The sequence below is a fragment of the Algibacter aquimarinus genome, from assembly GCF_039543265.1.
Lineage (GTDB): Bacteria > Bacteroidota > Bacteroidia > Flavobacteriales > Flavobacteriaceae > Algibacter_B > Algibacter_B aquimarinus.
This window is the reverse complement of the sequence record NZ_BAABJK010000002.1, coordinates 200,666-216,306: the sequence shown is the minus strand read 5'-3', so window position 1 is coordinate 216,306 and position 15,641 is coordinate 200,666. Positions and strand designations below refer to the sequence as shown.

The 15,641-nt window shown below is 33.6% G+C and carries 11 protein-coding genes; 6 read left to right on the top strand and 5 right to left on the bottom strand.

The genetic code is table 11. The features are described from left to right. Positions 1-97: 97 nt before the first annotated feature. Entirely contained in the window at positions 98-367 is a 270-nt protein-coding gene (locus tag ABD939_RS00940) for a hypothetical protein (RefSeq protein ID WP_345163375.1), read from the top strand. Beyond that, positions 334-1,038 (top strand): alpha/beta hydrolase, encoded by a 705-nt coding sequence (locus ABD939_RS00935; RefSeq protein ID WP_345163372.1) that lies wholly within the window; start codon positions 334-336, stop codon positions 1,036-1,038. The genes ABD939_RS00940 and ABD939_RS00935 overlap by 34 nt, the downstream gene beginning before the upstream one ends. Positions 1,039-1,070: 32 nt before the next feature. On the opposite strand, the gene ABD939_RS00930 is transcribed toward ABD939_RS00935, so the two are convergent. From ABD939_RS00930 to ABD939_RS00910, 5 genes are read right to left on the bottom strand one after another with little or no spacing between them, the layout of a single operon-like run. Further along, entirely contained in the window at positions 1,071-2,096 is a 1,026-nt protein-coding gene (locus ABD939_RS00930; protein ID WP_345163370.1) for a Gfo/Idh/MocA family protein, read from the bottom strand. Then, positions 2,086-3,351, bottom strand: coding sequence for an MFS transporter (locus tag ABD939_RS00925; protein ID WP_345163366.1), 1,266 nt, complete (start codon positions 3,349-3,351; stop codon positions 2,086-2,088). The genes ABD939_RS00930 and ABD939_RS00925 overlap by 11 nt, the downstream gene beginning before the upstream one ends. 1 nt (position 3,352) lies before the next feature. Beyond that, positions 3,353-4,753 carry a four-carbon acid sugar kinase family protein gene (locus ABD939_RS00920; protein WP_345163362.1) on the bottom strand — a complete coding sequence of 467 codons (1,401 nt, stop codon included), beginning with the start codon at positions 4,751-4,753 and terminating at the stop codon, positions 3,353-3,355. After that, the gene (locus ABD939_RS00915) at positions 4,753-5,388 is read right to left on the bottom strand and encodes a cyclase family protein (RefSeq protein ID WP_345163359.1); all 636 of its coding nucleotides are present in this window, start codon (positions 5,386-5,388) and stop codon (positions 4,753-4,755) included. Before ABD939_RS00915 ends, ABD939_RS00920 begins: the two co-directional genes overlap by 1 nt. Positions 5,389-5,394: 6 nt before the next feature. Continuing rightward, positions 5,395-6,444 carry an isocitrate/isopropylmalate dehydrogenase family protein gene (locus ABD939_RS00910; RefSeq protein ID WP_345163355.1) on the bottom strand — a complete coding sequence of 350 codons (1,050 nt, stop codon included), beginning with the start codon at positions 6,442-6,444 and terminating at the stop codon, positions 5,395-5,397. 348 nt (positions 6,445-6,792) lie between these two features. Here ABD939_RS00910 and ABD939_RS00905 point away from each other — a divergent pair, with 348 nt between their 5' ends. The 4 genes from ABD939_RS00905 to ABD939_RS00890 all read left to right on the top strand — a co-directional run bounded on the left by ABD939_RS00905 (position 6,793) and on the right by ABD939_RS00890 (position 15,637). Continuing rightward, entirely contained in the window at positions 6,793-8,958 is a 2,166-nt protein-coding gene (locus ABD939_RS00905; protein ID WP_345163352.1) for a beta-N-acetylhexosaminidase family protein, read from the top strand. An 8-nt stretch (positions 8,959-8,966) separates the two neighbouring features. Further along, the gene (locus tag ABD939_RS00900) at positions 8,967-9,776 is read left to right on the top strand and encodes an acetolactate decarboxylase (RefSeq protein ID WP_345163349.1); all 810 of its coding nucleotides are present in this window, start codon (positions 8,967-8,969) and stop codon (positions 9,774-9,776) included. Positions 9,777-10,105: 329 nt separating this feature from the next. After that, positions 10,106-12,859 (top strand): family 78 glycoside hydrolase catalytic domain, encoded by a 2,754-nt coding sequence (locus ABD939_RS00895; protein WP_345163346.1) that lies wholly within the window; start codon positions 10,106-10,108, stop codon positions 12,857-12,859. Between the two features lie 15 nt (positions 12,860-12,874). Further along, positions 12,875-15,637: a family 78 glycoside hydrolase catalytic domain gene (locus ABD939_RS00890; RefSeq protein ID WP_345163342.1), complete on the top strand. Its 2,763-nt coding sequence runs from the start codon at positions 12,875-12,877 to the stop codon at positions 15,635-15,637. The last annotated feature ends 4 nt before the right edge of the window (positions 15,638-15,641 follow it).

Below are 15,641 nucleotides of genomic sequence, written 5' to 3'. Positions count from 1 at the left end.
TGGTTGCTTTAGATATAATAATATCTTGATACAATACAAAATTAGTATTAATGTATAATCTTTTGTTTTTAGCCATACTTATGGCTACTTTTATTAAATGAATTTATATGTAAAGCAAACTTTAGTTCTTCTTTTTTTAAGTGTTAGCTCTTTTTCTCAAGAATATACAATAGAAACTATAAATCTTTGGGAGGATAATAATATTCCTTTCAATAAAGAAAATATAGTTTTAAATGAAACTTTAGATGAAGTTGGTACGCGTTATACACAAATTTCGGAACCAGCAATTTTTGTTTATAAAAATAAGGTTGTTAAAAAAACGGCGCAGCTTTATTGTTTTGTCCAGGAGGAGGTTACTCTAAAGTAACCATTGGTAAGAATAATGGAGAAAATAAAGCAAAGCATTTTTTGAAAATGGGCTTTAATGTAGTTGTTGTTTTAAAATATAGATTGCCCGACAATCGTATTGTGAACTCACAAGAGAAAGTGCCACTTTGCGATGCCCAAAAAGCACTTTCAATAGTTCATCAAAAGGCATTAAGTTGGTCTGTAAATAATAATAAAATAGCAGTTATTGGTTCTTCTGCTGGCGGACATTTGGCAGCTTCTTTAGCGAATTTTAAGGATGATATTGTTGCGCCAAATGTAAAACCGGAAGAGTTAGAACATGCTATCTCTATTTTGATGTATCCTGTTGTTTCGTTTAACTTGCCGTACCGCCATAGGGGATCTTTTAAACGACTTTTGGGAAATAAACATCAGGACCAAATATTATTGGATTACTATTCTATGGAAAATCAGGTTAGCGAAACTACACCGCCAACTTTTATAGTTCATGCGGAAGACGATGCAGGTGTGGTTTATCAAAATAGTTTAATGTATTGCGAAAGTTTAAAAAAGCATGGTGTAAAATATAAATATGTTCAACTAGAAAAGGGTGGACATGGTTTTGGACTTAATTTTGAAAAAACAGGTGTAGATTGGACTGAAGCTTTAGGAGAATGGCTTCACTCAGAAACTAATTTATTTAGTAAATAACTTTAATATGATCTTCTTTTTATAAATGTAAATCACAAAAATACAGGTCTATTTATTTCTGCAGATTTATAAACCGCTTCTTGTGCTTGTAATGTTTTTATATAGTTTTGTCCATTAGTTTCAAAAGAATCTCCAGATATTAATTTATCTATAAAGTCTCTTTGGAAAATATAGCAGCAATCTCCTGCAAAACTAACATCATTGTGAATATAAGAATGATTTTTTTCAGCTTCTCCTAATTTTTGAACCGTGATATTTCCATCAGAATATAATCGAACAGACCCCTTAGAACCATCAATTAAATACTCGCCAAAGGTGTAACGCTTCTTTTTGAAATTATTCTCGTTGTAACGATTGGCATCCCATATAGCATGCGAATTGTTTTCAAAATTAAGAATAACTAAACCTGAATCTTCACCTTTTATAACAGGATTCAATCTTTTTAGTATGGAATACACACTTTTAACCTCTCCTGCATGATAACGAAACGTATCGATAAAATGAACGCCCGTTTCGTAGATAAGTAACTTTTTATAATCTCTAAAATAGGGTTGTCTAGAAAGGTAGGCCTCTTCGCCCCAGCCATCACCCATCCGACTTCTAAAATTCAAACTGAACAAATCACCGATGTCTCCTTGATTAATAATTTTTTTTATTTCTCTGTGCCAAGGTTGAAATCTGAAATTTTCGTGTACTACAAACCGAACGTTCTTTTTGGAAACATAGTCCACAATTTTTTGTGATTCTTCAATGGTAGGCGCCAAAGGTTTTTGACAAATGATGTGTACGCCATTATCTGCCGCAAACTTACACATCTCAAAATGCGTTTCTGGCGGGGTAATAATATCAACAAAATCTGGTTTTTCTTTAAGTATCATGTCCTTATAATCGGTGTAATGGTTTTTTACACCATAAGGATTCATAATACTTTTTGCTCTTTCCAAATTAGAATTACAAAGTGCCGTTATCTCAACTTCAGGTATTCGAGTCCAAGCTTCGTATTGAAACTTGCTAAAATAACCTGCGCCAATGGCAACGCCTTTTAATTTAGTTTTCATCTAGTATCGGCTTAGTAGAGTCCATAAATATCCAACAAATTATTGCAATAACGCCTAAAATAGCTGCTACGTAAAAGAAGGGTTCGTTAGACCCTGTCCATTCTTGTAAATAAGGAAAAGCCAGCGCCGTTGTAAAAGCGCCTATATTACCAGCCATATTCATCATTCCAGATACTTTGCCTGAATGTTCTTTACCTATATCCATACAAAAGGACCATGATGGACTCAAGGTCATATCTGCGCCAAAAATGGCAACGGACAAGCATAAAACTGATGCTAAAGCCGTATCCATATACAAACTAGAAATAATACCTATAACCACCAAAATGAAACCTATAATGGCAGGTATTTGTCTTGACGCTTTCCATTTTCCTGTTTTGTAAATGGCATCAACAGTGTATCCAGAAACCCAATTTCCAACGGCTCCTGCTAATAATGGTAGCATAGCATAAAAACCTGTTGTTACTAAATTTAAATCGTATTTAGCCTTAATATATGGGAATAACCAAGTTAACATAAAAAAGAAAATAAAATTACTTCCTATGTATTGCATCATGGCTAAAAGCACATTTTTAGTGCCTAGAATTTTGCTTACAGGTAATTGAGTAATAACTTTTTCTTCTTTTTGCTGGCGGTTTTTAATAATAAATTCTTTTTCGGCATCCGAAATACCACGATGTTCTTCGGGCTTATTTCTAAAAAGGAAATAAAACAGTGCAGCACATAAAATACCTATAGCACCAAAAAAATAGAAAATAGAACGCCATCCCCAAGCATCAATTAAATAAGCTACTAAAGGCAAAGCAAATGCTGCTCCAAGTCTAGAGCCTGAAAAATTAATCCCTTGAAAAATACCGCGTTCTTTTAAAGGTACCCAAGAGTATGCTGCTCTTGAAATATTTGGAAATGCGCCTGCTTCTCCAGCTCCAAATATAAATCTTGCTAAAAGCATGGATATGTAATTCCATGCAGCACCAGTAAATGCTGTGAAAATAGACCATAGTATCATAATAGAAGTCATCACTTTCCGCACACCATATTTATCGCCTAATGCGCCACCAGGTACTTGAAATAGAGCATAGCCTAATGCAAAAGCACTTAGTACCCATCCCATTTCAATATCGCTAAGATTTAAATCGCCACTAATTGAATCCTTTGCTGATGAAATACATACACGGTCAATATATAACAATAGTGTAATTAAAAAAGAACCTGCAAAGAATCCGTATCTTTTAGTTGGAATGCGTGTACTCATATCAAGATAGTTTTTGTATTATTTCTGAAAGTGATTTTTCGTTGCCTACGTTACCAGGAAACACAATATATAACATGTTAGGAAACCTTGTTTCTTCTCCCATTTCCCATGCGGGAATTCCAGGAAGTATTTGCCCTAATACTTTAGAGCGTTTCATTTCTAATCCTTTTATTGCTAAGTCGTGCGATGTTATACCGCCCTTGGCCAATAAATATTTAGGCCGGATTTGAATGCCTTGAACTAAAGAAACCAAGACATGCGAAACTTTTGATGCTATATTTATATTCGAATCAGCGTTGTTTCCGGTTATTAATTTTCTACTTGTATAAACGATAACATTTTTACCGCTCTTTAGGCTCATGTCTATTTTAGAAATAATGGATTTTATGTAAGAACTTGATTCAGCTGTCAATATAGCTTCAACATCAACTTCAATAATTTCTTTTTCAGTTGTGTCTTCTAAAACAAATTTAAGTTGTGAAGATGATTTTGGAACATAAGAGCCCACAATGGTTAAACCTCCTGTTTTACTTTTAGAATCAATGATTTGTTTTGCTGATAACAGCGATTTTGGTTCTAACCCAATATATGAAGGTACAAATGAACTTGACGTTCGGTATAAAATTTGTTTTCCGGATTTTTCTGCTAATAATAAAGCTTGGGTTGCTTTGTCTAAATCGTTGTAATTTAAAGCATTTGCGATACAGAATTTGCCGGATTCAATAGATTTTATTTTAGTACTTAAAGTTTCAATATCTAAGGTGCGAATGGATTCAATACCTATGGAAACTACGTTTGAAGCCTTAATTTTTCCTCTAGTTTTTTCTTCGATGTAAGCTTTTAAATCAGCATTTGAATAAGCGAATGTATGGTCTTTAGAAAAAGGAGTTTCGTTAACAGGTGTTAAGTCGTTATGCTCTGAAATATAATGAGTGTCGTTAATTGTAACACGTCCGCCTTCAAACATGACTGGAATGAAAACCGTTATGGCTTCATTAAAATTACTAGCTTCTTTTATAATTTCTATTTCTGAAAAATGACCTCTTAAAGTAGAATCACTTCTGCTGATAATTGTGAAATCGCGATTTGTAACTTTAGATGCTTTTATGATGTTCTCTGAAATGTCTCGAAATATTTCTGAAGATTCCTTTTTAGATAAACTTCTTGAATTGGTTAACAAAAAGAATGCTGGCGTTTCATTTTTAAATTCGTTTATCAAGGTATCCAAATCCCAATTGGTTAATAGCGGAATATTATGAACGGTCTGATTACCTGTTGGGTCGTCATCTATGACCACACAGGTTTTATTTAGAGTTTTGAATAATTTTTGATTAAGATTTCTGTAATCAGAAGAGTCTTCTGGTGGTAACTGTTTTGATATATGTTCTAATGAAATACCCATTACTGTTTTTCAATGGCAATAACACGCGCTGGAGAACCATCTCCACCTTCAATTTTTAAAGGAAGCGCTATTAGTTCTACACAATTAGATTGCAATTTTTCAAGATTGGTTAAGCCTTCGATGATTACCACACTTTTTAATAAAATTTGATGGATTTTAGTAACTTCTTCTATATTATTCACATCAGCAACCGAAGGCGGTTCAACACCAATCATTTTCACTTTATTATCGACACACCAATTAGCTAAATCTTTGCTTATTCTTGGTAATTCATCCCTGTATTTAGGGATGTTTACATATTGTGACCAGCCTGTCCAAAAAACTAAACTATCTCCAGAAACAAAGTCATTTAAAACATCATTAGGAATATGATTTACAGTAATTAATCCTTTTGAGCCAACTTCACGAACATCAATAACCCAAGCTTTTCCAACAAAGTCGGAAACAGGTATTTTGTCAATAGTTTGTTGGCTTACATTAAAATGAATGGGTGCATCCATGTGGGTGCCACAATGCGAGTAAAAGGTAAGTATACTCGCATTCCAGCCATCCTTTTTAATAGTTCTACTGGTTTCTTTTGAGAAACCAGTAAAATCATTGGTGTAATTTAATGTAAGATCAACAATCTTATTCATTTCGTATTATAGGTTTTTAATTACGGCATCAGCTACATCTGATGTACTCGCACTACCACCTAAATCGACAGTTAAGACCCCAGCAGAAGTGCTTTTGTCTATAGCCTCCATAATGTTATTTGCAGCTTCTACCTCACCTAAATGTTCTAACATGATAGCTGCAGACCAAATTTGTCCATAAGGATTTGCAATATTTTGACCAGCAATATCTGGTGCAGAACCATGAATAGGTTCAAACATGGATGGGAATTCTTTTTCAGGATTAATGTTGCCACTTCCTCCAAGACCTAAGCTACCCATTACAGCACCACCTAAATCACTTAAAATATCACCGAAAAGGTTTGTAGTTAAAACTACATCGAAAATCTCAGGTTTTAAAACAAACATGGCTGTAGAATTATCAATATACATTTGTTGGTGTTCTACATCTGGATATTCTTGAGCTACTTCTTTAATAACTCTATCCCAGTATGATAGGCTGTTTATTAATGTGTTGGATTTAGTAATATGAGTTACTTTGTTCCTCCTTGTTCTAGCTAACTTAAACGCATAATGTGCTATTCTTTCAATTCCTTTTCTAGTAAAAACACTTGTGTCTATTCCCATGCCATTAGCTTCATCTGGTAAATATTGTCCTCCCATTTGAACAAATTCACCTTCTGAATTTTCTCTTACAATAACAAAATCTATGTGCTTCTCTGATCTTAGTGGTCTTTGTACGCCTGGGTAAGTTCTAACAGGTCTGTAATTAACATATTGGTTAAAAGCTGTACGTACCTTAAAAGTGTAGTCTTTCGCTGGAAGTGTATCGTCTACAGCTGGTAATCCTACAGAACCAAAATATACGGCATCAAATTCTTTTAATGTTTCTAAACCATCATCTGGAAGGAATTTATCATTTTTTAAATAATATCCCGCACCCCAATCAAAGGTTTTAGAGTTTAATCCGAAATTATGTTTCTTAGCCACGGCTTCTAAAACTCTATATCCTTCAGGTACAATTTCATTTCCAATACCGTCTCCTGGTACAACTGCTATGTTGTAATTTTTACTCATAATTAATTAATTTTTATTGATTGTGTTTATACCAATGCTTTTAATTTTAAATCAAATTTAAAGTATAAATACCTATTAACTCACCTGTACTTTACTGCTTAGATAAAATATTATGCATGTTTTTAAGTATTATTATTCAGATAATTTATATTAAAAGAGAAAAAAATAATTTAAAGAGTATTTATTACAAAAAATGACAAACCTGTTAGGATTTTTTTTGAAGTAATATTAACCTAAAATTTTTTTAATAATTAGGTTAATACATAATTGTACAGGATAGTTTTTTTTAAACCATATCCTATTTTTATATGAATAGGTTGAATAAACATATTCTCTAAACTTCAGTAAATGTATTCATCAAACTTTTTTTCAAAAGCACTGAGTTTTTTTGTAATTATTTTGTGTTTTAGCTGTTCTAATAAAACTAATAAAATTGTAATCTATTCAAGTCTAGATACACCAAAAGTTAATTTTGCGATAACCGATCTATCAGAGGTTATTGGAGATAATTATATCACTTTTGAAAGTTCTGATAGGTATAAATCGAACATAACTTTACACGTTGAACCAGAAGAAAAACTTAAGAAAGAAGGCTTTTCAATTCAAAAAGATGATAACAAAATTGTAGTAACAGGCTATGATGAAGCAGGTCTTATGTATGGCACTTTAGAGCTTGCAGAACAACTAAAATTATACGGTTTTGAAGGTGTAAAAACTATAACACGTAATCCATACCTAGAAATGCGTGGGCCTAAATTTAATATTCCATTAGATGTTAGAACGCCAAGTTATTCTGATGTAAGCGATGCAGCTCAAAATAATATTCAACACATGTGGGACTTTACCTTTTGGAAAGACTACATAGACACTATGGCGCGCTATCGATATAATTATATTTCACTTTGGAATTTACATCCCTTTCCTTCCTTAGTAAAAGTGCCCGGATATGAGGATATTGCTTTAAATGACGTGCAGCGCTCAACTGTAAAATGGAAAGAAAATTACAATTTGATGGCTATTGGTTTTGATGCACCAGAAATTCTTGAAAATCCTGAAATAGTAAAAACGATTTCCATTGAAGAAAAAATTGAGTTTTGGAAAAAAGTAATGGCCTATGGTAAAAATAGAAATATCGATTTTCATTTCATAACATGGAATATTTTTGATTATGGAACCCAAGGTAAATATGGGATTACAGATGATAGAGACAATGAAATTACGACCGATTATTTTAGAAAAAGTGTAAAGCAACTATTTGTAACTTATCCAGATTTAGCAGGAATAGGATTAACCACAGGCGAAAACATGAAAGGTGCCAACCACAAAGAACGCGAAGCATGGGCTTATGATACGTATGCGTTAGGTATACTTGATGCAGCCAAAGAAATGCCAGAACGACAGTTTAAATTTATACACAGGCAACACCAATCTGGAGCCAGGGAAATAGCTGAAAAGTTTAAATCTGTAGTTGAAGCAGATAATGTAGAATTCTTATTTTGCTTTAAATACGCCAAAGCGCATGTGTACAGTGCAACAAAACAACCCTTTCATGAAAATGCTAATTATGTCGAACAAATTAAGGGTATGAAAACCTTATGGGGTTTAAGAAATGACGATACATTTTATTTTAGATGGGGTGCTCCAGATTTTACTAGAGAATTTATTGAAAATTTGCCTTATGATGTAGCAAAAGGTATTTATTTTGGCTCAGACCAATGGATTTGGGGACGCGATTTTTTAACCAATAATCCAGAAACACCCAATCAAATTGAAGTTTCAAAACATTGGTATCAATGGTTGTTGTGGGGTAGATTAAGTTACGACCCTACAATTTCAAATAATAGATTTAAAGATGTGTTGGCAAATCATTTTTCTGGAATTGATGCCGATAAACTTTTTTCTGCATGGCAAAATGCATCTATGGTGTATCCGATTACAACAGGTTTTCATTGGGGTAGGTTAGATTTTCAGTGGTATATAGAAGGCTGTAAAAGTAGACCGCAACAAGCAGAAAACGAAACAGGGTTTCATGATGTAAATCGTTTCATAACATTAGGTGTTCACCCTAAATCTGGTAATCAATCAATACCAGATTATGTTAAAATGATTACAGAAGGGGAAACAACAGCATTAAAAACTCCTCTTGATGTGGTTAGTAAGCTTCATGATGTTTCTGATAACGCGTTATTAAATATCAAAGGACTAAAAACTAATGAAAACAAAGAACTTCAATTTACTATAAATGATATCGAATCGCTTTCCTTTTTAGGGAAATATTATGCTTACAAAATTGAAGGCGCTACCTATTTGGCATTATATAGAAAATCAAACGATAAAAAACATCAAGAATTAGCAGTTAAATCTTTAGAAGCGGCATTAGTATTTTGGGAGAAATATGTTAGTGAAGCTATGTCACAAAACCATAACCCGTTATGGACAAATAGAGTAGGTATTGTAGATTGGAAACAAATAACCGAGTGGGTGAAACTAGATATTGAAATAGCGAAGCAATAATTTATACTATGAAACAACTAAATATAGTCTTAAGTATCATTATTTTGATACTAATAACTACTTGTAAGCAAGAACAAAAAGATATTGTAAAAAACCAAGAAGAAAGTCATGTTGTTATTCATAATAAATCCGATGTTTTTTACCAATACTCCATTTGGTTTGCCTTTGTAAATAAGGTTTTTGATGGTGATTTAAAAGTGTCGGAACTTAAAACCAAAGGTGATATTGGTTTAGGCTCATTTGATTATTTGGATGGAGAATTAGTAATGTTAGATGGTGTGCCTTACAGAATAAGAGAAAATGGGGAAATAAGTGTTGGGCAAGATGAGGATGAAATTGTCTATGCTGATGCCACATTTTTCAATACAGATGGGATGTTTCAAATAAAAGAGCCTGTTGATTACCCTTCATTTCAACAAAAACTAAATACTGAAATGGAATCTGAGCATTATTTTTATGCATACAGAGTTCCTGTGAAATTGGATTATATTAAGCTAGGAGGTGTCCCAAAAGTTGAAAAACCATTTACAGATGGTCTGGATGTATTATTGCCTATTCGCCCCGTTTTTGAAGCTGAAAACATTAGTGGTACTTTAGTAGGCTTTTATTGTCCAGAATACATCGGTAATATTAATGCCTTTGGTCATCATTTTCATTTTATTTCGGATGATCGTAAGTGGGGAGGACATGTTATGGAATTCAAAACCAAGCATGATATAGAGGTGCCTTGGGATCAAAAAATAAGCTACTCGTTTGATCTGCCCAAAAATAAAACGTTTGAAAACGTAAAATTGGACAATGAGTTCCAGTATAATTAAACTTTATTATACCCGATTTGTCATTGTTGTTTTTCATGATAACTTTCATGCATAAAATTATTGTACACCCTTATTTTTCTGAGTTAAAGTTGTAAGAAAAAATATGTTTTTAATTGAAGACAACCACGGTAGTTCTTGCGTTTTATTTGCTTTCCTAGGTATGTAAACGTTCATCTAGTGTAAATTGAATTTAGGTAAAAATAATTTAACTATATATCGAGATACAACAGGATAGTTTTATTACAGAAAAAAGAGAAATTGCAATATTATCTTTTAACTTATTTTTTTTACTTATGAAGCTTAAGTCTATAGTGTTAATTTTTTCATTAATGGTTTTATCAATTGGAATGACATCTTGTGATAAAGATGTTGTACAAAAACCACAAGAACTTACACTTTCCGAAGGTTTTAAAAACCCAACAGGATTTTATAATGCAAACCCAACGTTTTCATGGAAACTACCTGTTTCAGAACAAATTAAATCGCAATCTGCTTATCAAATAGTTGTAGCATCATCAAAAGAACTATTACCAGATAATGCTGATTTATGGGATTCTAAAAAGCAAAAAAGTACGCAATCTACTTTTGTAAAGTATCAAGGAAAAGCATTAAAATCAAGACAAAAAGTATATTGGCAAGTAAGGTATTGGAACCAAGATGAAAATGCTTCAGATTGGAGCGAAACCAATTCTTTTGAGTTGGGACTATTAAATAATTCCGATTGGCAAGCCCAATGGACAGGATTAGATACTGCAAAAGATAGCATTAAAGGCGTTCGTAAATTTTTAATGCACAGACCACAATATTTAAGAAAAGGTTTTGAGTTAGCTTCGGATGTTGTTTCAGCAAGAATGTACATTACAGCAAAAGGTGTTTTTGATGTGCATTTAAATGGAAAAGATGTTAGTGATGATGTTATGACTCCGGGTTGGACACCATACAATCATCGAATAGAAACATTGACTTATGATGTTACTAAACTTTTGCAAACTGGTAAAAACGCTTTAGCGGTTGAGTTAGCTTCAGGATGGCATTCAGGAAGAATTAGTAGAGGTAGAGCGTTATATGAAAATTTTGCATCACCAAAAATTCTATGTCAGTTAGAAGTTGTGCTGAAAGATGGTTCAAAACAAACCATTGTTTCTGATGAATCTTGGAGAGGAACAACCAACGGACCAATACGTTTAGCAAGTGTTTACGATGGCGAAGTGTATGATGCAAATTTTGAAATACCAAATTGGAACACTGTTGCTTTTGACGACTCTAACTGGAAATCGGTTGAAGTTGAGGCGATTGCTAAGGATGTTAAATTAGCTCCAAAAAGACATCACACCGTAAAAAATCAAATCGTTTTAAACGATGTAGAAATTGTTTCGGTTAAAGAAAATACATCGGTTTTTAATATGCAGCAAAATATGGTAGGTGTGCCAAGAGTAAAAGTACCGATGAAAAAAGGCGATACCTTAAAAATACGTTTTTCTGAAATGTTACTGAAAGACAATACCTTTTATACTAAAAACTACCGTTCTGCAAAGTCAACAGATTATTACGTAGCAGCTAAAGATGGTGTTGTAGAATATGTTCCAAAATTTACGTTTCACGGATTTCAATTTTTAGAATTGAGTGGTTACGATAAAAATGCGAAACCAAACGCTTCTTGGGTGCAAGGTATAGTACAACATTCAGATTTTGAGAAAAACGGAACGTTTACATCATCTCACGATAAGTTAAATCAATTACAAAGTAATATTACTTGGGGGTTACGAGATAACTTTTTTGATGTGCCTACAGACTGCCCACAACGTGACGAACGTTTGGGTTGGACAGGAGATGCGCAAGTAATTGCACCAACAGCATTGTTCAATTATAGTACTCACGCTTTTTGGACGGCTTGGTTGCAAAGTCTAAGAGAAAATCAGTCTGAACACAAAAATGGTTTAGTACCTTTTATAGTGCCAGATGTATTGCAAAACAAAAACGGTGGTTCTGGTTGGGGCGATGCCTGTGTTATTGTTCCTTGGGATATTTATAACATCACAGGAGATGTTACCGTACTTGAAGATAGTTATGAATCTGCAAAAAAATGGGTTGGATACTACCAATCAAAAGTTAGAAAAAAACCTTATATCCCGATAATGCATTCTTTTGGAGATTGGTTGCAGCCATATCCTTCTAAAAGTTTAAAAAAGGGAAATAGAGGAGATACACCAAAAGAGTTGATTAACACCGCTTATTTTGCGCATTCCGCACATTTAATATCTAAAATTGCTGGTGTTTTAGGTAAAACAGACGATGAAAAAAAATATGCAGCTTTATACAAAGCTGTTGCCAACGCTTTTGAAAATGAATTTTTTGATGAAAACGGAAAGTTTAAACAAGAAAGACAAACGCAAACAAGTTATTTACTAGGTATATATTTAGAATTATTTCAACCAGAAACCAAACTAAAAGCACAGAATCACTTGCTTGAAGAAATTAAGAATGCCGATTATCATTTAGGAACAGGGTTTTTAGGAACACCAATTCTACCAAAGGTTTTAGATGATATGGGAGAAATCGATTTGATGTATAAAATTTTGTTTAAAGAAACCTATCCATCTTGGTTTTACTCTATAAACCAAGGGGCAACGACGATGTGGGAACGTTGGAATAGCTTTAGTAAAGAAGGTGGTTACAATTCACAAAGTATGAATAGTCTAAATCATTATGCATACGGAGCTATTGGGCAATGGATGTACGAGCGTATCGCAGGTTTAGCATCGTTAGCGCCAGGATATCAGAAAATTAGAATTGCACCTTTACCAAATACCGAGTTTTTAACGTCAGCTTCAGCAAGTGTAAAAACACCTTATGGAAAAGCGTCATCATCTTGGAAAATTGAGAATGATTCTTTTAAACTTGATGTTGTTATTCCACCTGGCACATCTGCAGAAGTGCATATTCCTTATGGAAATAAAGATAATTTATTAGAAAATGGAAGTATTTTTACAGAGAATTCAAATTTAAAATTAATGAGTTCTGATGATAATTCAGTAATAATTTTAGCAGAACCAGGAACCTATAACTTTCAAACTAAATTGTAAATCATGTTAAAAAAAATGAACTTAAAATATTTTGGATGTGCTTTGTTTGCTTGTGTGTGTTTGAGCTTTACGTCATGTAAAGAACAAGCAACTATAGCAGAAGCTCAAAAATTAACCATTTCAGAAGGGTTTGAAAATCCGTTAGGGTTTTATGATAAAACACCTAGTTTTTCATGGCAATTGCCAGTTTTAGAAGGCGTTTTAAGTCAATCAGCATATCAAATAGTAGTGGCTAGTAGCCCAGATTTATTACCTGACAATGCAGATTTATGGAACTCAGAAAAGCAACAAACAGCTCAGTCTACTTGGGTAAAATATGCTGGAACAACTTTACAATCACGTCAAAAAGTATATTGGCAAGTGAAATACTGGAACCAAGATAATGAAGCTTCACAATGGAGTAAAATGAGTCACTTTGAGTTGGGCTTGTTAAGAAATAGCGATTGGCAAGCAAAATGGATTGGCTTAGACACAAAAAAGGAAAAAGTTTTAGGAAGTCAAGAAAATATCATTCATAGACCGCAATACTTAAGAAAAGGTTTTGAGTTATCTAATGATATAGCTTCGGCAAGATTATACATTACCGCTAAAGGTGTGTTTGATGTGGCTATAAATGGAGAAGATGTTAGTGATGATGTAATGCCTCCCGGATATACGCCTTATAAAGAACGTATTGAAACAATTACGTATGATGTTACCGATTTAATAGAATCTGGACAAAATACCATAGGTGTTGAGCTTGCAGCAGGATGGCATTCAGGACGTTTAGGTTGGAAAAAAGAGTTGTGGGTTGATACAGAAACGCCTAAAATGATATTTCAATTAGAATTAACGATGAAAGATGGTTCTAAAGAAATGATTTTATCTGATGATACATGGAAAGGAACAACAAACGGACCAACTAGAATATCAGAGATTTATGATGGAGAAACCTATGATGCCAATTTAGAAATGCCAAATTGGACCACTAATAATTTTGATGATAAAACATGGGAGTCTGTAAATACGTTTCCTGTAACGAATAACATCCGTTTAGAGCCAAAAAGACATACCACTGTTAAAACTAAAATTGAATTAGCAACAGAAGAAGTTGTAGAAAAAGGTGGCGTAGCTGTTTTTGATTTTCAACAAAACATGGTAGGTGTGCCGTTACTTAAAGTACCTATGAAAAAAGGGCAAACGCTAAAAATTCGATTTGCTGAAAAGTTATCTCCAGATGGTACGTTTTATACCGAAAATTATAGAAGTGCGCAGTCAACGAATTACTATACAGCTTCAAAAGATGGTATTATAGAATGGATGCCAAAATTTACATTTCACGGATTTCAGTATGTAGAATTAAGTGGATATGACACTTCAAAAACCCCATCAAAAGATTGGGTAACAGGATTAGTACAGTATTCTGATTTTGAAGAAAACGGAACATTTACATCGTCTCACGAGAAGTTAAATCAACTACAAAGTAATATTGTTTGGGGATTAAGAGGAAACTTTTTTGATATCCCAACCGATTGTCCGCAGCGTGATGAACGTATGGGGTGGACAGCAGATGCACAAGTATTTGCCCCAGCATCTATGTTTAATGCCGATGTATATAAATTTTGGGCAAGCTGGATGCAAAGTGTTGGCGAGTCGCAATCTGATAATGGAGCTGTGCCATGGGTCGTACCAGATGTGTTATTTAATAATAAAGTAAGTGCAGGTTGGGGAGATGCATGTACCATTATTCCTTGGAAGATTTACCTGAGAACAGGAGATAAAAAAATCTTAGAAGAGAATTTTGAAACTATGAAAGGCTGGGTAAAATACCATGAAAGTGTTACTAAAAATTATATCTCTTCTATGGGCTTTTTTGCAGACTGGTTACAGCCGCTTCCTGAAAATGATAGCCCTAAAGGGGATACATCACATTCCTTAATAGGAACTGCGTTTTTTGCACATTCGGCAAATTTAACAGCAAAAACAGCAAAAGCTTTAGGTAAAACCGAAGCGTTTGAAAAATATAATGCGATTTACAAAACTGTAGCAAATGCTTTTGAAAATAAGTTTTTTGAAAACGGAAAAGTAAAAGGTGTTGCAGAAACACAAACCTCTTATTTATTGGCTTTAGCTTTTGGTTTACTTTCTGAAGAGCATAAAGCAAATGCTAAACAACATCTATTGGAAAAAATAGCAGAAGCTGATGATCATTTACGAACTGGTTTTTTAGGAACACCATTATTATCTGAAGTGTTGGATGCAACAGGAGAAATAGATTTGATGTATAAGATTTTGTTTAATGAAACGTATCCGTCTTGGTTCTATTCTATAAATCAAGGAGCAACCACTATCTGGGAACGTTGGAATAGTTACAGTAAAAAAGATGGTTTCAATCCAATGAAAATGAATAGCTTAAACCATTACGCTTATGGAGCTATTGGCGAATGGATGTACGAACGTATTGCAGGAATAGCGCCTTTAGAAGCGGGTTATAAAACCATTAGAATAGCGCCTGTACCAAAAGAACCATTAACATCGGCTGCAGCTAGTTTAAATACGCCTTACGGAAAAGTAGTTTCTTCTTGGGAAATAAAAGGAAGTAAATTTGAATTACATGTAGTAGTTCCTCCAAATACAACGGCAAAAGTTACCATTCCTGCTGATACAAATGAAGCACTCATGCTAGATGGTTCAACTCTTGGAGGTAATTCAAATGTGAAACTAATTAATACAGGAAAAGATGCATTTGAATTGGAAGTACAGCCAGGAACATACTCATTTCAATCAAAACTTAAATAATTAA